Origin of the sequence: Apilactobacillus pseudapinorum (genome assembly GCF_040369555.1) — a bacterium.
Classification (GTDB): Bacteria; Bacillota; Bacilli; order Lactobacillales; family Lactobacillaceae; genus Apilactobacillus.
This window is the reverse complement of sequence record NZ_BAABVU010000018.1, coordinates 89,559-110,616: the sequence shown is the minus strand read 5'-3', so window position 1 is coordinate 110,616 and position 21,058 is coordinate 89,559. Positions and strand designations below refer to the sequence as shown.

Sequence of the window (21,058 nt, the reverse complement as noted above, 5' to 3'; positions counted from 1 at the left end):
CAAGAATAAAAAAAGCGACTATTCCAAATAGGAATAGTCGTTTTTAATTTCTAAAAAGTGTAGAATAATTATGAAGAATATTACGGGGGTGCAAAATGAAAAAAATATCTGTGATTGCCGTTGCTTTAATCGCTGTACTATCACTTAGCGCATGTGGGAAAAAGCAAAAAAGCGCTGATGAAACAACTAAGCCAACTAAGTTAGTGAAGTTAGTTAACAATAAAAAAGAAACTAAGTTAGTCACTAAAAAAGGAAGCATTGTTTTCTACAAAACCTATCGTGGAACTAGCTACGATAATAACAGTAAGCAACGTTTTGACATGGTATTATTTAGCTTCAAAGCTACTAATAATACAAACAAGATGTTAACTGCTGCGCAAATCGTTAACAATACTAAGCTAGTTGCAAACGCAAAGGTGGACGGTAAGAAAACTTCACTATATCAACCACTTGCTTATTCATCAGCTTATCCAAATACAATGTACAACCAACAAAGTTATTTAAATTCATTTGAACAAAGTTGGGATAATGAACCAATCAAGCCTCACCACACTATCATCGTTACTAGTTCAGATGCATTCAAACTAGTCAACAATGGTAAAAACGAAACATTAAATATTTCCACGCAAGATGACTATACTAACGCTTCAGTAATTAGTAAACATCATAATTCAATTGCCATTAATGATATTCAAGCTAAGAAAGTTAAGAATGCTACCGATATCGTTAAATAATAAAAAACGTTGAGAATTAATTTTCTCAACGTTTTTATTTTACTTTTAATTTAGAAGTTAACTGATGGTGCGTTTTGAGCACTAGTATCAGCTGTGAAGTAGTTAACCTTCTTGTGGCCCGTCATACTTGCTACTAATGATCCTGGGAATTTAACTAATTTATCATTGTAAGCACGCGCTGCTTGGTTGTATCGATTTCTTTCAACACTGATACGGTTTTCACTACCTTCTAGTTGTACCATCAATGTTTGCATATTACTGTTTGAAGATAGGTTTGGATATGCTTCTTTAATTGATCCAACTAAGACATTAAGTGAACGTTCTTGTGAACTTAATGCGCTCACCTTATCTGAAGCTGAACTAGCATTGTTGTACTTAGTCTTTGCATTGTAGTATTCAGTTCTGGCTTTTGCGATGTCACCATATACTGATTTTTCTTGTTTTTGTTGACCTTTAACTGCACTAACTAGGTTGGGAATTAAGTCAGCACGACGTTGTAAGACAGTTTGGACTTGTCCCAGTTGTTCCTCAACGCCTTGTTCGCTAGTTGCCATGCTGTTAGCAGACTTGATAAAGCCCCCAATTAACGCAAATAATACAACAACGACAACGGCTAGTGAAATGAACCAGCCTTTTTTATAAAATGGTTTGTTTTCCATAATTTATTCTCCTTTATTAAATCGATGACCCTCCGCCACCGAAGTTTCCGCCACCACCTGAGCTACCAAATCCTCCGCCGTTGGAACCACCATATGATCCACCACGACCGCCAGAACTAAGTAAGCTACCAATGATACCACCTAATATAAATGAACCTAATCCATCATCGCGATGACCACCGCCACCACCATAGTGATGATCATTATCATCGTCATCTTGATTATTGATTAGTAAAATTACTGACACAATAATTGCAGCAATGATGATAAAAATCAATCCAACTATTAGATAGTTTGGCTTTTTATCAGCTAATTTTTGTTTAGCTTGTTTTTCACTTAGGTTAGCATAACGCTTATCTAAGATGGTTGCTACTCGCTTAAACGTATTTTGGATTCCCGTATTGATGTCATTATTATCACTCGACTTCAATAAGGTTTTATTACTCTGTAAGATTTGATTAGTTAGGGCATCTGGCAAGATATCTTCGACCCCATAACCAGTACTAATTCGCACGTTGTTTTGTCCATTATTTTGAGCAAATAAGATTAAAACCCCGTTATCCAATCCCTTTTTACCAAATTTCCAACGACTATTTTCTAGTAACTGATCTGCGAAATCATCGATCGAATAATTCCCAGTTGATTTAACAGTCATCACCACAATCTGTGGTTTGGTCTCAGTTTGTTGATATTTGTTCTCTTGATTAATCACTAATTGCTTAGTGCTATCAGTCAAAATATTCGCATAATCGTCGACCACATACTCTTTAGTTGGTGTTGGATTAGTACTTTGTGCATGACTATCAATTGACTTTGGACTCATTACTATCAACAGCAATGGTACCGCCAATATGACTAGCCATTTTAACTTTTTCAACGTATCTCCTCACCCCCATGATTTGATTAGCTACCATACTACAGAAAAGCCGTTTAATAGTAAAGTTTTTTTATTTTGCAAAATTGATTATAATATAGATATTCTATAAAATGACAGGAGTATCACAATGGATTCAATTGACTTAGGAAAAGACAATGCCCAACAGCTAAATAAATTCATTGAATTAGCTGCCAAATGCATTGATGAAGATCGCAAAGACGATGCGATTTCACTACTTAGCTCGGCGATTTCTTTATACCCTGCTAATGCAATTACTCAAGAAGAATTAAATCAAACCGTTCCAACTAGATCAGAAGTCCTAACTAAATTAGGAATTATCTTCTCTGACTCTGGAACTAACTTAGACCCTATCGCGGTGCATTTATTCCAACAAGCATTGGTTTACGATGACAACTTTGTTCCCGCGAACTTCTATTTAGGAAAACTCCTAATGAAAAACGGTAACATCGCTCAAGCGCTTAAGTTAATGCAAGAGGCATTAGACAATAGTGTTGAAGGGGATCGTTTCTATCAATCTGCTAAGGATGCACTTGATGAAATGAGTGAATTAGTCGATCATGGTGACACTATTTTTGTGATTGACTACTTAATCGGTCAATCGATGTCACATGCGATTATCGATAGTCCCATTGGGACTTTCAAGAAGCTGGACTTTGATAAAATCGAAAACAAATACGACGGTAGTGTTCAATTGTTCCCAACAGATGCTACCACTAAAAAATTAAACCAAATTCGTGAATTTAACTCCAATCACGGCTTTGAACAAACTAGTTTGGAAGAGTTTTTACCTGCCAACTTACCTTTATTCGAAGCGCATAATGACTTACCTACCTATATTGAAGATAAATATACGTTAGTCGATATGGGAGCTGAAATTTATGACGTTTGTGGGCTTAATGTTGAACCACAATTAACATTTATATTCTACAAACTAATTAACACCGAAACTAACACCTACTCATACCTATTATTAGCTGGTAAGAGTCCACTTGAACTTAAGGATAAGCAATTGTCTCGCAACGAAGAAATCGATTATGACGGTGCTATTTTTGACATTTATAAGAACCGGATTTTATATAACCAAGATTCAATTAGTGGATTTATTGCAGCATTGGCTAAAGATTACTTTAATGATCAATTCGCTGATGATAACATCCAAAGCTTAGTCATTAATGGTATTAATGATGAGTCGTTTAAGAACGACCTAGAATTTACCGATGATTTTAATATCAATAATTCCCGTGTCAAAGTGTTAGTCGATACTAACATCAAGGCATAAAAAAAGAAGTTACCAAATGGTAACTTCTTTTTGGTATTAAGCTTCGACCTTGTCAGCGTAAGCTTGTTCTTCTTGCATTAGACGTTTCTTTTCACGTTCGTTGAACCATGGTGAGATGGTAAATGCTAACACATCATTAGCAATGTAAATTGCGGAGTTAACGAACATAGCTAGAGTAGCTGATCCTTGTCTGAAAGTGATGAACCAAAGGATTAATTGTGCCACACCAGATGCTAACCACCAGAAGTATTGGTTGTTGTAGCGTAGGAAACAGATGATTCCAGCAGTTAAACAAACAGCAAAACTAAAGGCATCGTAGAATGGACGAGGTTCATTTGTTAGTGCTTGAATTGCGAAACCAGAACCGATGTAAACAACGAAGGTGAATAGAATTGAGATAATCCAACTCTTAACATTGAATTTTCTAATCTTAGAAACCATATTTACGTTCCAGTTTTTACTCATTAAAACAGGAATATCTAAAGTAATAACGTAAGCAATTTGTTCTCCGATACTTAGGAAGTTCTTAGCTGAGAAACCGACAACGATAAAGCAAATCGCTGATAAAATACCTAATACACCGTTAACTGACTTAGCAGCATTGATTGCTAACACACATAGAACCCCTAAAGTAGTTCCAATGAAAGTTAGAATTGATAACCATGTAATTGGTGCGTTTACCAAAGTCATTACTTGGCAACCTAAACTGAAAAAGAATAAGTAGTAGTTTTGTTGTGGCCAACCCTTTAGTTGGTGAGCCAAAAATTTAAAATATGCTGACACAGTGAAAATCCCCTTATTATGATATTTTTGCTTTCAAGCACATATTTTTCCGGAAAATTATGTAAATACACACTATATGTAGTGGGCTTGTAAAAAACAACACTATATATTCTACCACCCTAGCATATTTTTTCAATCCCATTTTATCTACTTAACATTTTCTAATTCGAATAAATTCCACTATTTACGCTGAATTAATTCAGCTAAAATTTTTTTGAAATCTTTTTTTATTAATTTTTTATCACGAAAATTTCGCTATTTTTTTACTTAACCACACAGAAAAAACGACCCCCAAAAAGAAGATCGTTTCCTAATAAGAATCTTTCTTACCGTCTGGACCAATCACAAGTGAACCGGCGAAAACTCCAATAAAAATAATACAGCTAACACCTAACAACGCATCATTGAACAGATGCAAGGTGATAAAGAAACCAATCGCAGTTAAAATGAAAAACAGTATTGATTCGAAAAAAGAATTATGTGATTGTTTTTCAACATGAAATAAGTATGTAAATAGTCGATTTGAGCGATTGAATAATACGACTAAAAAATAAGAAACTAGGAGAAATAATCCTGATACAATCCAATTAATATTGAGCGTTTTACATATGAACATTGTAATTGTTAATGGTAGCCACAATACTAATATCTCTGCCAAAAAGTATCGCCAATCAATTCTCATTATATCTCCACCTCGGTAATAACTTAGTTATTATTGTATCATCTAAATAGCTATCTCGGTAGCCTTATAAATAAAAAAGCAATATCTGTATAGATATTGCTTTTAGTGATAATAATAGTATCCAATTATGGAAATGCCGACTGCATTGATGACGATATGCATGATTATCGACGCTTTAATATTTTTAGTTTGATTATATAGCCATGCCATCCAAAAACCATATTGTGCAAAGAAAACAAATGAAAAAATATTTTGATACCTCATATGGAATAATCCGTATAAAATGGCGGAAACAATTTCGCCTGCCCATTTTAATTTAGTAGGAAAGGCCACATCTAATAAATACGCTCTAAAAACAAGTTCTTCAATTATAGGTGATAGAAATACATAACCTATTATAAGTAATACCAATGACCAGGAATTATTGTACAGGTACTTAGGAAAATGAGTTGCTTGTATACTAAATCTATTTTGAAGAAAAATATCAGACATAAAAATATATGCTTGAGCTATCAAAAACGCTATTACAGTTGCAAATGCAGTAGTTTGGTATCCAGATAAATTCAATCGTTTTAATAGTGGTCCTATCCCGTAATTCTTATATGCATATATTGCAAAATTCATCATAATAAAATATGCCCCAAAGAACTCAATTGTTAATGTTACATTTTCAATAACTTTGTTATTAACTGAGATATATTGAACCGGAATAAACTGAATTGAACTAGCAACCATACAGACAAGGCATAATGCAATGAACCCTCTTTTTAAAAGGTGATCAGAGCTCCAATAGTCACTGTCTCTCAACGTTCATCCTTCTTTCTAGGAAACATCAATGTAAAACTATATTTTTAATTATTATTTTTACCTAATTACTTTGAGAATTATACCATCTATGGGATAAATTAATTCTTAAGTTTTGGTAAAATTTTATTGTTTGCAAATCGATAGTTAACAATTAAGTAGGCAATAATAGCATAAATAATAATCCAAATTCCTAAAGCAATCATTTGAACGCCACTTACTTGTGAGTAATTCGTCACTTGAAATCCTTTTGGTAGTGTTACAACATAGTCATATATAAAGTGCAATAAAATTGGAACGATAATACTTCCAGAACGAACATAGACAGCCCCTAGAATTAATCCAAAACCAGCAACAGAAATCACCTGCATAGTGGTGAATGAGAAAGATTGATTAGATAAATTAATGTAATGGTATGCGCCAAAAAGAATTGCACTAATCACTACTGACAAGTTCACACGAAATGCTGTAGTTTTCACACGAGTTAGAATCATTAGGACTACCCCTAAAATAACCCCTCTAAACATGAATTCTTCTGGGAAGGCTGCAATAATTCCAGTATCTAAGGCGCTCCAAAAATGAGGTGTTCTAATGGTGGAAGCTACAATACCAAAACAAACCACCGCAAATACAATCCACCCACTAGACTTTTTACTGGGTTGCCAGAAAAACTTTTGCTTAAAGAAATAGTAATTTAGCAACACGATTGTAAGCACTGAGAAAGCCTTGAAAAGGTTTAAAATCAGAATATAGTGGGTAGAAGGATTAATTGATAATAGTTTAAAAACAAATCGACATACGCGACCAAATACAATTTGATCAATCGCGAATTCGGCAATCATAAATAATGGAATTAAAATCCATTGCCAATTATTTTTTAATTTTTGACTTAACATATTGAGTCACATCCTAATTTATTAATACGTTAATGATACCATACCAAAAAAAGCAGCTATTAATGGCTGCTTTTGTTTTTCATATTTGCTTTACGTTTTTGAATATCTTTGTTAATTTCTTTACTTGAACGGTGGAACATAATCGCACTAATCGTACATATAACCACGTAGATGATAATAAATTCTGTCGTAAACGTGATGATTAGCGGATACTCGAATAATGGAAAATGCGAATCAAGGGAAAAGTTTAACCCAATCACGATTAAGAATGTTAAAGTCCCATGAATTAACCATTCCCAGACGATTCCAATTTTTTCGATTTCAAAAATATATGATAATAAACCAACTAAACCAGAAGCTCCTAAGTATAAAACCTTAAATTTTAATGTAAGAGAATCGGTATAAACTCCAGTTATCATATATACTAATGACCCCACCATCATTCCAATTAAAAATCTACCAATAAAACTGTAAATATATTTCATATTATCCCTCACATTCTAAGACTCTTTTTCAATCCTGGTAAATACTTGCGGCTAATACTTAACTTCAAATCATTCGTTAAAAACGCCGTCATATTTCCTGAAAAAGCAGTCTCCATATAATCTAAGTGATCGATATTAATAATTGCTGATTTATTAATTTGAATAAAGTGGTGGGATTTTAATTTACTATATACATCCTTTAATGTTCCATTAGTGGTATAAGTACTTTTGGTGGTGTAAAACATCAATTCGTTGTGATAAATTTCAACGCCAACAATGTCTGCAATCGATTGCATTTGGACGCGATCAGCAGTATTAATTGGCAACCAATTATCATCATCCTTGGATAAATTCTTCAAATTAGCTAATAAATCAATGACCTCATCGCTCAATTGATTGGAGCTAACTTGAATATTAATTTCGCCATCTGATAATTGTTCATCCTGATTGAAATCTATTTTCATGTCACCACCTCCTTCTCATTTATCTTACCATACTACCTGTTCTTCTTATTGATAAATAATAAACCGAAAAAGATAACTAAAAAAATCGTCACAAATAACAATGACATCATCATATTGCCATTAAAGGTATCAAATCCATTAATTTTCAATCCCATCGTTTTAATAAAATCATTCATAACACTTGGGTTAACATGTTGAAAACTATCTTGTAATTGATTATGCATCAAAACATCCCTAAACATGGCAGAACCATAAGTCGCTGGAGTATAGTTTAAAAATGTTTGTGCTCCGGTAGGAAGTGATCCAATTGGCATGTAGACTCCAGCGAAGAATCCTGCACAGCTACTAATAATCGAACTAATGGATGGTACTAATGTACTAGAATTAATAATCATAACAATGATCATATTAAACAGAGTCCAGACCAAACTACTTACAGCCATTCCAAGCATTAACTGTGGCAGGATTGATGTGTCAATTGAAAGTCCATCAGATGTCGTGAAGATAACTGATAAAATTACGAAAACAACGAATTGCATAATTACACCAATCAACCAAGCTGAAATCGCATAACTGATATCAATTTGTGCATAACTAGCATCTGTTACCAACAGATCATTAATTCGATTACTATCGCGGTCATATAATTTTTGATACAAACTATCCTCAGTGGTAGTAATAGCCGCTAATAAAACAGTTCCACCAATTAACCAGCTATCTAATAATTTAACGCCATCAGGAATGGAGCTAAAACCACGTTGAATCATGCTTTTTAAAAAGACGAAATATAAAATAATTGAGATCAAAACACCAAATAATGAGAAAAAGATGCGTTTACGGTTATTGAAGTATAGTGCTAAATTACGTCTTACTAAATTAAATAAAATCATTATTTAATCTCCTTTCCGGTTAGTTCAATGAAAATGTCATCCATGGTTCCATGAACATATTCAAAATCAACAATATCTTTTTGATAACGATTAATGAGTTGCAGCGCTTCTTGGTACGAGGCAATTTTAATTGTTACTTTGTTCTCCGCTCTTTGATCATTTTCTCTTAATGAAATTGATTGCGCTAAACTTTCAGATTTAAAGAATAGCGTTAAGGTGTTTTTCGCATATTTGGCTTTTAAATTATCGACTGTATCGGAGGCGACAATCTTCCCTTTGTCCATCACGTACACCCAGTCAGCTTGATTGGCTTCTTCTAAATAGTGCGTGGTTAAAATGATGGTTAATCCATATTCTTGTCTTAATTCAGCTAGTACTTCCCAAATTTTCTTTCTGGTCTGAATATCTAATCCGGTTGAAGGTTCATCTAAAAACAGTAATTCAGGTTGGCTCAGTAGTGATCGGACAATATCGACCCGTCTTCTTTGTCCACCTGATAAACTACCGTATTTTTGATTTTTAATCCTATCGATTTCAAATTTTTGCATTAAACTATCGCAAAATTGTTCATCACAATTTCGGTATAACTTAGCGGCGATTGCTAAATTTTTTGCCACAGTTAGTTGTTTATCTAAAACACTATCTTGAAAGACAACTCCTAAATAGTGAGTGTATTGGTTTTCTGATGGTTGATGACCTTCTAAACTAATTGAGCCAGCATCCGGTGTTAATAATCCGGTTAACATATTAATCGTGGTCGATTTTCCGGCCCCGTTATGACCTAAAAAAGCGATTAATTGACCCTTTTCAATCTTTAAATCGATGTGGTCAACCGCTGCTTTAGCGCCAAAATGTTTCGTTAAGTTTTTTACTTCTAACATAGAAAAAACTCCTTTCATTCATCAATGATCACATCATAGCATCGCTTTTATTAGTTGAATCACGCTTTCGATTAACAGGTAATTTTTTATTACTAAGTGGTTATTTGGGGCATATAAAAAAGCAATCCGGATAAACCGGATTGCTTTTATGGTTTTAATTATTTGATGTAAGCATGTGAGAAGTCCCAAATTGGACCGTTTCCTAGATACTTAACATTCTTAACGTTACTCTTAATTAATTCAGGTTGTGCCTTTTGAATCAATGGAATAATTCCTTGATCGTTTAGGATTACCTTTTGTGCGTTTACTAAATCATCAAAACGCTTAGTTGAGTTAGTAGCATCTTCGTTGTTAGAACGATCAATGTACATGTCATACATTGAATTGCCCCACTTAGAAGTGTTAATAGAACTAGTTGATATTTTAGTTTGTAGTGGTGAAATTGGGTCACTGATTGAAGGATCCCAACCAGAAACTGAAAGTTGGTAATCTGATTTTAGTGAGCGACCTGAGGCCACGTTGTTTGGTAAAATTTCTGCAGTTACCTTTAGACCAGGAAGTTTTTCTAATTCAGTTTGTAGGAATTCTGTCACAGCACGACTAGTTTGGTCGTTGTTGTTCATAATTGATAGTGAAACTGAAGTCTTATTAATTTCCTTTAGACCTTTAGCCCATAGCTTCTTAGCTTCAGCTAAGTTACCAGTAGTAGCATCTTTAACAGTTGCGTAGTCGTTAAAGTCCTTACCATCCTTGTAAGCTAGAGTATCAGGAACTAAACCTCTGGCAGCAAATGAACCGTCACCTAAAATGTCTTTAGTTAAAGCGTTACGGTCGATTGCTAGGGATAATGCTCTTCTTAAGTTCTTGTTCTTTAATTCTGGAATATTGTTTTGGTTAATTGACAAGTATTGAACCATGAAACCTTTTCTGTTGTAGAAATCAGAACGGTTTTTGTAAGTAGTTACTTGTTGTTTACCAGCTAATAGAGTTTGATCTAATTTGCCTGATTGATATTCATCTAATGCAGTTTGAGGGTCTTTAATTACAGTGTAATTGATACTCTTTAGCTTAACATTAGCATTGTCATAGTAATCTTTGTTCTTAGCTAAAGTCCAAGCATCATTACTACCCTTCCATTTAGTAACAGTAAATGGTCCATTGTAAATCATCTTGTCAGAAGTAGTACCGTATGCTGAACCGTACTTATCAACGATACTCTTAACTTGAGGATAGAATACTGGTAATGCTAATACATTTAAGAAATCAGCTTGTGGTTTTACCAAGTTAATTTGTAAAGTGTGATCATTTAATGCCTTTACGCCTAATGAATCAGCACTCATAGTGCCCATCTTAATTTGGCTGTAATTAACAACATTGGCCATGTAGTAAGCCATTTGTGAAGCCGTCTTGGGATTAGCACTACGTTTAATTCCGTAAACAAAATCTTGAGCAGTAACTGGTTTACCATTACTCCACTTAGTATCTCTTAAAGTAAATGTGTATGTTTTACCGCCATTAGTGATTTTGTAGCTCTTAGCAATTGCTAAATCAACTTTATTTCCCTTATCCGGTGTAACTAATCCACGCATTGCATTGTATAAAACTTGATCTGAAGTAACATCAACTGCTTTAGATGGATCTAAAGTAGTTAAAGTAGTATTGCTCATCCAATTTAATGAGTCAGTACGTGATGATTCATTTGCTGAATTACCACATGCTACCAATACTAACGAAGCTGCTACCGTAGTTAAACCAAGCTTAATCATTGATTTAAACTTCATTGTATCTTCCCCCTATTAATAACCATTTATACAATATTTCCTATAACATGTAATCAAAAATAGCACAAATAAATTATCAATGCAATCAAAAGTATCGCACACAAATGTTTTTATCTGATAAATAACTAAAAAAATGATACACTATTGAATAAGATATATTAATGTAAAGGATTGATAAACATGCGTATCGGTGTAACTTCTGATATTATTTTTAGCCAAGATGAACCATTTCGTCAAAGAGAAGGTCATTTTGCACAAAGAACCTTAATGAATTGCTTATTAGCTAATGATATTACCCCTGTCATCTTCCCAGTCGGTAAACCTCATATGGCTCATGATCTACTGGAAACTGTTGATGGTTTAATCATGACTGGCGGTCCAGATGTATTACCAAAGTATTATGGCGAAGAACCAATTGAACAAATCGGTCGTACTTTTGAAACCAGAGATGAATTTGAATTAGCATTAGTTCAACAAGCGATTGCAATGAAAAAACCAATCTTAGCAATTTGCCGTGGTTTACAAATCGTCAATGTAGCAATGGGAGGAACTTTATACCAAGATTTAAGTTCTCAATTCAAACCAACAAATGTTTCACCACTACTACAACATGAACAAAAAGCAATTGGATATTCTCCAGTTCATCACATTACAATTGATGAAAAATCTGAGCTAGCTAAAACATTTGGTACTCGTGCATTTGTTAATTCATTCCATCATGAAGCTGCTAAAGATGTTGCAGATGGACTTCATGTAGTTGCTAGAGCAGATGACGGTACTATTGAAGCAATGGAAAACGATGATTTAACTATTCAATGTATTCAATGGCATCCTGAAAACATGTGGGATCACTATGAAGACGAAAACCAACTATTCGTTGATTTCTTCAATCGTGTTCACCAATAAAAGTAAAAAATCCAACCATAATGGTTGGATTTTTTTATTTATATTTAACAACAATTGCGCGGATAAAGAAGAATCGTTCAAAACGACGATGCATGTAAGTTACTTCAAATCCACTCTTTTCAAATGCAGCTGCGTACTTCTTAATCATTGCAGGAGTATTAACCATAAACATTACACCAGAAGGCATTAAAACTCTCTTCATTTCATATGAAATCGATTGAACAATTGCCTTTTTGGGCGTACTTAATTGATTTCCATTGGCTGAAATCGCAGTGACTACATCAATACTTCTGTCTTCAAATGGAATCTTATTAATATCAGCTGTTGTTAGTTCAATCTTATTTTTAACTCTTTCCAAAACTGCATTTTTTTCTAAACGACGAATAGTATATTGGTATTTATCTTCAACACCATAAACCTTACCTAGTTGGGTATCACGAGCTAGCTTAATTAAAGCATATCCCGTTCCAGTTCCAATATCTAAACCAATCTTATCCTCACTAAATTGGTGTTGTTTAACGAAATCTCTTACAAAGTTTTTCTTAAAAGTAACACTTCTAAACAATGCCCATAAAGCAATTAAAATTAAAATAATGGCATAAATATATAAATGTTTTTTTCGATCCATTAATATCGATCCAAATAACGCTAATGCACCAACGATAGCTGCCGAAATAATATAGGGTTCATCAGTTTTATATCTGTACCAATGTTTTATCCAACCTGTAAATTTATTCATCATTATGTATCCTTTCTTATTTCCCTTTGAATATATAATAACAAATATAATCCATTTTATTAAAAAAATAAATCTTTTTGCCAGAACAATAGGATTCAATTATAAAAAAAGAGTGTAACAAATTTAGTTACACTCTTTTTTCTTATCTAGCTTTTAATTCTGATTGAGTTAACCACTTATGTTTTTTAATAACCATATGTGTTTTAGTGTCTGTAAAGTTAACTACGTATGCTGGTCCTTTATGAACCTTAACAATTTTACCTTTAGCACCCTTCATGTTGTACATGTGGTCTGCTAAAACAGTAACGCTCTTTCCAGCCTTTAAAGCACCTTTAGCTTTTAGTTCGCTTGAAACAACCCACTTATGGTTTTTAACCATTTTACCACCATTAGTTGGCATGAAGTCAATTTCGTATAGGTTAGTCTTGTAAACACCGGCAACAGTTGCCTTAGCATTGTACATACCTTCCATATGCTTAGCTTTCAAAGTTACCTTTGAACCAACTTTGAACTTTGCATTGGTAGCTTTCTTTAAACCTTTAGGTAGTTTAGAATTCATATTCATTTCTAAACCATCCATCATCATCATTGATGACTTTTTATCCATCTTCATTGAAGAATGATTCATACTCATTGAAGATTTTTTATCCATCTTCATTGATGACATGTCATGCATATCCTTCTTTGAAGATGCGTTAGCTGAAACTCCAGCTAACATTGATAATGATAAAGCAGCAACTGAAACAGTTGCAAATAACTTACTAATTTTCATTTTGAGGCACCCCTTAAAAAATATTTTACATTAAATAATCTTACTCTTCCTAAAGAATATCAAAATGATTTATGGTTGTCCTATATTTTGCTCAAATATTATAAAATAATAGAAATTTTCATCATTCTACGTTACCATGATAGTAACTAATACATTGAAAGAAGGACTATTATGAATTTCAAAAAAGTCATTGTTAGTTTATTCGCAGCAGTAGTTGTACTTGCTACTCCAGCAGTTGCAGCTAACGCTAAAGGTTTACCTAACAAAAACTCAAACTATTGGAATCAATCACGTAGCATTAAGACTACAAGAACCATTACTGCTTACGAACACAGTGTTAGCAACAACACTCTTTCAAACACAGTACTAAAGAAGAAAACCATCAAAAAAGGCACTGCTTTAACAGTTAGTCGCATTAACAACAACCACAAAGAATGGTTATTATCTGGAATTAAATCAAGTAACGGTGCCGTTTGGATTACTAAACAAAGCACTACTACATGGATGAAAACTTATGTTGATCCATCATTCTCAACTAAGTATGTAAAGACCACTAAGAACATTAAAGTATCTGCACATAAAGTTGCAAACGGTGTTATCCAAAGCAAAGTAACTAAGACTGCTACCATCAAGAAGGGTACTGCCTTATTTACTAGAAAACTATCAAACAACGCCGGCTGGATTGTTTACGGAAACGTACCAAACTACAACGGTGTGTGGGTATACGGTTCAACTAAAGCTAACTGGATGAAAGCTGCCAAAGTTTACAAGACTGGTTTCTCCACTGTCGATTCAGACAAACTACCTGACTCAGGATACGTTACTGGTTACTACTCATACTACTTAGGTAGCATTACTTTAGGCGGTACTACTATTTACCCTGGTGATCAAATCAGAGTTCAAAAGACTAGTGACTCAACTGAAAGCATTATGATTAACGGTTTATCCAACGGAGTTAATGTTGGTAATAACCAAGGTCTAGCTACTTTAACTAACACTGTTGTTATCAAGTTAAAGGACAGTAGTGGTAAAGAAACTGGTCAAAGCAGAATCGTAGCTAGATACACTCCTGATGATGCTAGAAACATCGTGTTAAAGGGATACACTCCTCAAAACGGTGATCAATGGACATCATTTAGAAGTGACCACCAAACTTACGATGTTTACGTTTACTACACTTCAATTAACGGTTGGGTATACCAAGGTCCTTGGGATCCAAACAAGACCCAATCCAATTCAAATCAAGGTAACTCTAACGCAAATTCCAACCAAAGCACTAACACTAACAACAAATAGTGCAAAATAAAAAAGACCGACAATTAATTGTCGGCCTTTTTTATTTTATTCAGCTTCACCAATCGCTTTTTGAATGTCGTCTTTTGAGAAGTCGTGATCCATGTAGTCTTGGTTGTTAACTGGTAATTCTTGTTCTAACTTACTGAATCGTTGAACTGCAATGTTACCTGATTGCATTTCGAAGTCCATAACGTGACCACCCATTGAATGATCATCAGCTAAGAAGTGCAAGTGGAAGCCACCTACTGCAGCACCATTAAATATTTGTGGTGAATAGTAACCAATAATTGTTCCTTCAACATCTTCTTTTTTAAAGACACTTTGGTTATTAGCACATTCCACTAATCCAGGATAAGGCTTTGGTTGTTTGTTAATCGATCTAGTTTGCGCAAACTTGAATTTACCGTGTGCTTTAACAGAGAAGAATGTATTTTCCCATTTAGTGGCATCTAATACTTTCTTTTCAAAAGCAGCAGCGTTCAATGATGCATCAACATCAGTTAATGGCTTGAAAGCGCCTTGATGAACGTTGGCAAATGGAACTGTAAAGTCATCTTTAACTTCATTGACGTTACCATCACCATCAACTTGATAAGCAATACCGTCTAAAATGATTAGTTCACCGTCTAGACCATCACCAGTTCCGATACCAGTATCACCGTGTGATAGTAAGTCAGTTAAACTTAAATTTCCTTCAAATAGTCCTGGAACTAATAAAGCTAATGTTCCGTATTGATATAATGAATCCACATTATTCATTATTGTCATCTCCTTAATTATTTATTCAAGTTTATCACAATCATTTTATTTTGGTGTGATTTAAAACTAAATAAAAAATAACCAATACTATACAGTATCAGTTATTAATAAATTGTCTATTGCGACAATTATATTTACGCAAGTTAGTCTTTACTACAAAGCTTGACTTAAATATTCGATTACTATAATTTATCAAATGATAAATTCTTTGGAAGTGAGATCAATAATATTGTTTAGGATATATTGATATGAACACATGCAAGCAATTTAATTTTATAAGACTTTGTTTTTTCTATTTTCTGGATGAGAGTTAATATATTAAATTCGGGGAAATTCAATACATTGCGGATTTTATTAATATAAAATATCAGCGCGACTTAATATTTTATACGGTTAGAGATAGTTAAATAAAAAGAGCCAGAAAAAACTAAATTTTAAGATTTAGACTAAGATGATCTCTTAAGATATTTTGATAAAAGCCAATGAATGATTATTAACTAGACCATAAATTGTATAAGTGATTATAATCTATAATTCCACAACCTACCATTGTCTTAGCTTAATCAATCATTCACGTACTTTGCACCAAAAACCAACTTACAAAGATTTATCCCAATATTTAGAAGACCTTAGCGATGACTATTCACATCTAATCGAGAAAATAGTCGATTGCCTAAATCTTCTAAGCTAGAATATATCCAATCTATAATAGTGTCAACGAGAATAAAAATATACATATGTATAAAAAGCAACCGTTTTTTATCGATAATTTTGGTTATTATAACGATAATTTAAAAGGCTAGTTCAAAAACTAATAAGAAATTTTATTATTGTTTACATTTTCATTAAGATACAAAAAAAGACGTTAAAATAAAACGTCTTTTTTGTTTTTATAATATCTTTTGATAGAGAACTGTTGCTAATAACGCTCCTATAATCGGAGCCACAACAGGAACCCAGCTATACTTCCAATGTGAGTTCCCCTTATTTGGAAAACGACATAATGAATGAATAATTCGTGGCGCTAAATCTCTTGCAGGATTTAACGCTGGTCCAGTGGGTCCACCAAATGAAATAACTAAACACATTACCAAAAAACCTAAACCGATAAAATCAGCTCGAGGGTCAACTTTATCATTGGTCATAGCTAGTGCACCTAACACTAAAATAAAAGTTCCGATTAATTCATTTATAAAACCATTTACATAGCTATGAGCAGCATCAATAGTAGAAAACGTCCCTAAGATGCACTCATCACCGGTGGTTTCATCATAATATGGCTTATACGCCACTACTACCGCCAGCTGACCAACAGCAGCTCCAAAAAATTGAGCAATAATGTAGAATAATGCTTCATGCCAAGGAAATTGATTGGTGAAAGCCAATGCCAAAGTCATCGCTGGATTTATTTGCGCTCCCGAAACAGTAGCAAACATTAATGCTGGAATCATGACCCCAATTCCGTATCCTAATCCAATTAGGATCCATCCTCCATGAAACCCTTTAGTTCCTTTTAATTCCACATTAGCCACCGAACCATTTCCTAAGGCAACCATGATAGCTGTCCCCATAAATTCGGCAATGCATCTAGTTAATAACGTATAATGATCCAACTTTCTATCCCCCATCATATTATTTATCGAGTCGTATCGATTATCATTGTCTACGTTTTCATCAAACTCACTTGCTCTTAAAACTAGATATTCTCAGCAATCTTTTTTGGCATATAAAAAAGGTTATAAAGTCTTGGTTTGATTTCATAACCTTTCAGTCATAATATCTATTTCAATGTTTATGTATTTCTTTGCCGTTATTAAGTCGTTGTAAAACCGTGTCTTATTCACAGTGATCAAGTTGAAAATGAGTCGCTAATTGTAAATAGATACTTTTATAAATATCTTTAGCATTTATGATTATATTGTCATTCAGTTATTTTTTCAATAGCAATAATAAATATTTAATGTACAAATGTAAAAAATCGTTATAATTTCTTGATAACAGCATCTATAAAAGAATTATTTTAAAAAATTTACCGTCATAGATATAAATAATATTTATACTTTCTTGAATTATCATAATAAATATAGATAAATTTAATAAACTTATCTAAATCTTAAAATTTAAATCCCTCAATCGATACTATAATGTATGTAGAGAATACGAAAAATCAAATAAACTTATAATAATGAAAATAATCTTAAAAGGAGATGAACTATTATGTTAATTACTAATAAATCAAAAAGAAAAATTGTTATGTCCTTTTTAAACATATCTGCTCAGCAAGACATCAATACAATTAGTACCAATGATATTATTGACAATGCAAATATTTCTAGAGGTACGTTTTACAATCACTTTAAGAATAAAATCGATATTGTTCACTTTATAGAAGAAAATATCAGCGAATCATTAGACGCAGAATTTGATAGCGTAGATAAAGGCAATTCTAATTTTTTCCACATTTTAACAGAAAATGTATTTCCAATCGTATATGATGATAGAGAATATATTAAAGTTCTATATAAATTTTATGAACCTGAATTATTCAGTTTTCTACAAAGCCACTATGAAAAATTTTTAATCCCTTATTTTGATCACTATGATGAAAACAAGGTTGGCATTCCTAAATATTTTACACTTTCATTTTTCTTTAGAGTAATTTTAGACGCTATTATGGCTTGGATTTCTCAACCTATTCCTATACCTACGGAAGAATTCAGAAAGATATTCTATAAACTAATTAATAATTCCATGACCGAAATATGTGGGATCGTTATTAGAGAATAGTTAAGGAGTCATTGTGACTCTTTTTTTATACATAAAATTCAATATTATAGCTGTTAATCATTGATATTTAGTACCTATTCGAATTAAAATGAAAGATACAGAAATAATTAAGGAGAACGATTATGAAAAAAATTTTATCAATCTCACTTGCGTTATTAACATCTATTCTAATTCTTAGCGCTTGTGGTAAGAAAAATGTTGATGAACATAAAACTATTTCAACACCTAAGCCTACCCTATCTGACGCGCTAAACACCTCTGGAATATCATTAGAAAAATATGAACAAATTAAATATACTAACCAACAACTAAATGGTGGTGACAGTTCCAAGAAAATTATGAGCATTTTAGGAAAGCCAAGTTCTTCCAAGGAAACTAAGCTTACTAATAATGATCCTGCTACTCAATATACATGGCAAATGGGGGGCAACGCTCAGCTTCAATACATTTTCGCTATCATTTACAAAGATAAAGTGTTAAGTAAAGGTTTTCAACAAAATACAAACTCTAAGATTGTAAGTAAAGCTAAAATCAAAGCATTAAATAACTCAATGTCATTCGAAGCTGTTAAAGATAAATTAGGAGCTCCTTTGTCTGAACAAGTATCTGATGGGGTCGCCTTCATGACTTATCAAACTGATAAAAATAATCACGCATGTAACTTGACGTTTAGTAATAATAAATTGAGTAAAACTCAATTTGTAACTCTAAGTAGTAACTAAAAAAAGGAACTGATTTAATAAATCAGTTCCTTTTTACATAATATCAATGTAACCATCTTCTCTAAGTGCATCTAAGGTTTCTAGTAGGTCATCGTTACTCATGTTGTTTAATTGTTTTAAAAAATTTTCTTCATAAGTATCAATTAAATCATCAAAGTACGACTTAATTGTCTTTGGTTCTAATTGACGATACATTCGAATCTTATCCTCAGGTTTACGCAAGTCGAATTGATAGTATTGTTGAAATTTTTTTACATACCAAGCTCCCTTAATTTTAGCTTGATAAGTCATAATTCGATCATCAGTCCAATACATATAAATCACCTCATTATGGATGCATTAGTATAAATTATATAACAAATTAAAATTAGATGAAAATATAATAGAACTAATCTAAATGATTATTTTTGACCACGACCATATGATGCATCAAAAGCTGTAAATTTTTTATCATGAAGTTCCTTAGCAGCATCGTTTAACCAATTAGTGTTTCTCAATAATGCACGGCCTTGCATGATTAAATCAGCTTGATTGTTTTGTAAAATATATTCCGCTAAACCCGGATTATCCAATAAACCAACTGTTGAAACATCAATATCAACACTTCTCTTTAATTCTGTAGCAAAACGAGTTTGATATCCATCATGAACAGGGAAATTAGGTCCAACAGGCAGCAATCCTCCTGTTGAAACATCAAGTAGTTCAACATCAGCAGTTTCTAACCATTTACCAACTTGTCTCCAATCGTCGATAGAATTTTCGTTGCCATCATCGGCATAATCAGTTAATGATAAGCGAACCCAAATTGGTCCTGAAAAGTTATCTTTCACAATCTCGGCAACTTCTCTTACAATTCTAAAACGATTTTCTAAACTTCCACCATATTCATCTGATCGATGATTACTTGCTGGCGACAAGAATTGATTTAATAAGTATCCATGAGCACCATGAATTTCTATCATATCTACTCCAGCGTCAGAAGCACGTTTTGCAGCCTCACCAAACTTTCTAACGATTTTTTTAATTTGGTCTATAGATAATTCTTCTGGTGTCTTGCTATTTTCATCAAAAGCAATTGCACTGGGTGCAACTGGTGAATCTTCATCAGCTGCTTTTCTACCAGCATGATTTAATTGAATCCCGACTTTTGTTCCTAAATAGTGTAGCGAATCTATTAGACGTTTAAATTCAGGAACTTGGTCATCATCCCATAGTCCTAAATCATTCTTACTAATACGACCTTTAGGATCTACGGCAGTTGATTCGGTAATAATCAACCCAACTTTACTAATTGCTCGCATACCGTAGTGTGCAAAATGAAATGGTGTTGGAATACCATCTTCTTTTTTTACCTCATAAGTGCACATTGGCGACATTACAACTCGATTAGATAATTGCAAGCCTCCCACTTTAGCTGGTGATAATAATTTTGACATAATCATCTTCCTCTCACTTATTTAATGTAAGTTATTATACACGTCGTTTTTATTTTTCTAAAAGAAAAAGCATTCCCATCAGGAATGCTTATTTCATTAATGCTTTCATCGCATTGTTAAAACAATCTAGCGAACAATTAATTTCACCTTTGATAATTCTAAACTTACGATCAATATACTCTTGCGTAATTTCTTCACTATCATTTTGATTTAAATATTCCACTAAATGATCAATATCTCTAATCACATTACTATCACGGTTAGTACCATCTAAAGCATTAATAATGTGAGAACGTGTCCTTTTAAGTGTTAGTAGTGTTTCATCAATTTGTGCTTGTAACATAATTATCTACCTCCACGATTATTATCTAACTAATTATAATGACAATTCGTCAAACAACAACT

At 33.1% G+C, this 21,058-nt stretch carries 24 protein-coding genes; 6 read left to right on the top strand and 18 right to left on the bottom strand.

Features of this window, described 5'->3' with window-relative positions; translation table 11 throughout:
• Positions 1–95 precede the first annotated feature (95 nt).
• On the top strand, positions 96–734 hold the full coding sequence (locus tag ABWU86_RS03800; protein ID WP_293794429.1) for an LptM family lipoprotein: 639 nt from the start codon (positions 96–98) through the stop codon (positions 732–734).
• Between the two features lie 50 nt (positions 735–784).
• Here the strand turns inward: ABWU86_RS03800 and ABWU86_RS03795 are convergent, their stop codons facing one another.
• Entirely contained in the window at positions 785–1,393 is a 609-nt protein-coding gene (locus ABWU86_RS03795) for a LemA family protein (protein WP_293794432.1), read from the bottom strand.
• A gap of 16 nt (positions 1,394–1,409) precedes the next feature.
• Positions 1,410–2,216 (bottom strand): TPM domain-containing protein, encoded by an 807-nt coding sequence (locus ABWU86_RS03790; protein WP_353321510.1) that lies wholly within the window; start codon positions 2,214–2,216, stop codon positions 1,410–1,412.
• Positions 2,217–2,397: 181 nt separating this feature from the next.
• Between ABWU86_RS03790 and ABWU86_RS03785 the strand changes: the two genes are divergently transcribed.
• Positions 2,398–3,570, top strand: a complete 1,173-nt coding sequence (locus ABWU86_RS03785; RefSeq protein WP_353321508.1) for a tetratricopeptide repeat protein — start codon at positions 2,398–2,400, stop codon at positions 3,568–3,570.
• Between the two features lie 36 nt (positions 3,571–3,606).
• On the opposite strand, the gene pnuC is transcribed toward ABWU86_RS03785, so the two are convergent.
• The 9 genes from pnuC to ABWU86_RS03740 form a co-directional block, all read right to left on the bottom strand.
• On the bottom strand, positions 3,607–4,353 hold the full coding sequence (gene pnuC / locus ABWU86_RS03780; protein ID WP_353321506.1) for a nicotinamide riboside transporter PnuC: 747 nt from the start codon (positions 4,351–4,353) through the stop codon (positions 3,607–3,609).
• A gap of 310 nt (positions 4,354–4,663) precedes the next feature.
• Positions 4,664–5,011, bottom strand: a complete 348-nt coding sequence (locus ABWU86_RS03775) for a hypothetical protein (protein WP_353321504.1) — start codon at positions 5,009–5,011, stop codon at positions 4,664–4,666.
• Between the two features lie 126 nt (positions 5,012–5,137).
• A complete protein-coding gene (locus tag ABWU86_RS03770; protein ID WP_353321502.1) occupies positions 5,138–5,770 on the bottom strand; it encodes a CPBP family intramembrane glutamic endopeptidase in 633 nt (210 codons plus the stop codon).
• A 170-nt stretch (positions 5,771–5,940) separates the two neighbouring features.
• On the bottom strand, positions 5,941–6,735 hold the full coding sequence (locus tag ABWU86_RS03765; protein ID WP_353321500.1) for a CPBP family intramembrane glutamic endopeptidase: 795 nt from the start codon (positions 6,733–6,735) through the stop codon (positions 5,941–5,943).
• Between the two features lie 59 nt (positions 6,736–6,794).
• Positions 6,795–7,220 (bottom strand): DUF3021 family protein, encoded by a 426-nt coding sequence (locus ABWU86_RS03760; protein WP_353321498.1) that lies wholly within the window; start codon positions 7,218–7,220, stop codon positions 6,795–6,797.
• Positions 7,221–7,228: 8 nt separating this feature from the next.
• Positions 7,229–7,684 (bottom strand): LytTR family DNA-binding domain-containing protein, encoded by a 456-nt coding sequence (locus ABWU86_RS03755; protein ID WP_353321496.1) that lies wholly within the window; start codon positions 7,682–7,684, stop codon positions 7,229–7,231.
• 32 nt (positions 7,685–7,716) lie between these two features.
• Positions 7,717–8,574, bottom strand: coding sequence for an ABC transporter permease (locus ABWU86_RS03750; protein WP_353321494.1), 858 nt, complete (start codon positions 8,572–8,574; stop codon positions 7,717–7,719).
• Positions 8,574–9,455: an ABC transporter ATP-binding protein gene (locus ABWU86_RS03745; protein WP_353321492.1), complete on the bottom strand. Its 882-nt coding sequence runs from the start codon at positions 9,453–9,455 to the stop codon at positions 8,574–8,576. Before ABWU86_RS03745 ends, ABWU86_RS03750 begins: the two co-directional genes overlap by 1 nt.
• Before the next feature lie 158 nt (positions 9,456–9,613).
• Positions 9,614–11,236 carry a peptide ABC transporter substrate-binding protein gene (locus tag ABWU86_RS03740; RefSeq protein ID WP_353321490.1) on the bottom strand — a complete coding sequence of 541 codons (1,623 nt, stop codon included), beginning with the start codon at positions 11,234–11,236 and terminating at the stop codon, positions 9,614–9,616.
• Positions 11,237–11,416: 180 nt separating this feature from the next.
• Here ABWU86_RS03740 and ABWU86_RS03735 point away from each other — a divergent pair, with 180 nt between their 5' ends.
• A complete protein-coding gene (locus ABWU86_RS03735) occupies positions 11,417–12,142 on the top strand; it encodes a gamma-glutamyl-gamma-aminobutyrate hydrolase family protein (RefSeq protein WP_353321488.1) in 726 nt (241 codons plus the stop codon).
• Between the two features lie 34 nt (positions 12,143–12,176).
• On the opposite strand, the gene ABWU86_RS03730 is transcribed toward ABWU86_RS03735, so the two are convergent.
• Positions 12,177–12,881, bottom strand: coding sequence for a class I SAM-dependent methyltransferase (locus tag ABWU86_RS03730; RefSeq protein WP_293793746.1), 705 nt, complete (start codon positions 12,879–12,881; stop codon positions 12,177–12,179).
• 142 nt (positions 12,882–13,023) lie between these two features.
• Complete coding sequence (locus ABWU86_RS03725) at positions 13,024–13,653, bottom strand: YdhK family protein (RefSeq protein ID WP_353321486.1); 630 nt, start codon at positions 13,651–13,653, stop codon at positions 13,024–13,026.
• 171 nt (positions 13,654–13,824) lie between these two features.
• Here ABWU86_RS03725 and ABWU86_RS03720 point away from each other — a divergent pair, with 171 nt between their 5' ends.
• A complete protein-coding gene (locus tag ABWU86_RS03720) occupies positions 13,825–14,949 on the top strand; it encodes a hypothetical protein (protein ID WP_353321485.1) in 1,125 nt (374 codons plus the stop codon).
• A gap of 45 nt (positions 14,950–14,994) precedes the next feature.
• On the opposite strand, the gene budA is transcribed toward ABWU86_RS03720, so the two are convergent.
• Together budA and ABWU86_RS03710 are read right to left on the bottom strand one after the other, a co-directional pair.
• Entirely contained in the window at positions 14,995–15,708 is a 714-nt protein-coding gene (gene budA, locus ABWU86_RS03715) for an acetolactate decarboxylase (RefSeq protein ID WP_353321483.1), read from the bottom strand.
• A gap of 890 nt (positions 15,709–16,598) precedes the next feature.
• Positions 16,599–17,321 (bottom strand): MIP/aquaporin family protein, encoded by a 723-nt coding sequence (locus ABWU86_RS03710; protein WP_353321481.1) that lies wholly within the window; start codon positions 17,319–17,321, stop codon positions 16,599–16,601.
• A gap of 604 nt (positions 17,322–17,925) precedes the next feature.
• Between ABWU86_RS03710 and ABWU86_RS03705 the strand changes: the two genes are divergently transcribed.
• Both ABWU86_RS03705 and ABWU86_RS03700 read left to right on the top strand, forming a co-directional pair.
• On the top strand, positions 17,926–18,495 hold the full coding sequence (locus ABWU86_RS03705) for a TetR/AcrR family transcriptional regulator (protein ID WP_353321479.1): 570 nt from the start codon (positions 17,926–17,928) through the stop codon (positions 18,493–18,495).
• Between the two features lie 122 nt (positions 18,496–18,617).
• A complete protein-coding gene (locus ABWU86_RS03700) occupies positions 18,618–19,217 on the top strand; it encodes a DUF3862 domain-containing protein (protein WP_353321477.1) in 600 nt (199 codons plus the stop codon).
• Positions 19,218–19,250: 33 nt separating this feature from the next.
• On the opposite strand, the gene ABWU86_RS03695 is transcribed toward ABWU86_RS03700, so the two are convergent.
• The 3 genes from ABWU86_RS03695 to ABWU86_RS03685 all read right to left on the bottom strand — a co-directional run bounded on the left by ABWU86_RS03695 (position 19,251) and on the right by ABWU86_RS03685 (position 20,996).
• A complete protein-coding gene (locus tag ABWU86_RS03695; RefSeq protein WP_293793759.1) occupies positions 19,251–19,532 on the bottom strand; it encodes a hypothetical protein in 282 nt (93 codons plus the stop codon).
• 86 nt (positions 19,533–19,618) lie between these two features.
• Positions 19,619–20,653 (bottom strand): NADH:flavin oxidoreductase/NADH oxidase, encoded by a 1,035-nt coding sequence (locus ABWU86_RS03690; protein WP_353321474.1) that lies wholly within the window; start codon positions 20,651–20,653, stop codon positions 19,619–19,621.
• An 88-nt stretch (positions 20,654–20,741) separates the two neighbouring features.
• Positions 20,742–20,996, bottom strand: coding sequence for a hypothetical protein (locus ABWU86_RS03685; RefSeq protein WP_293793762.1), 255 nt, complete (start codon positions 20,994–20,996; stop codon positions 20,742–20,744).
• Positions 20,997–21,058 lie beyond the last annotated feature (62 nt).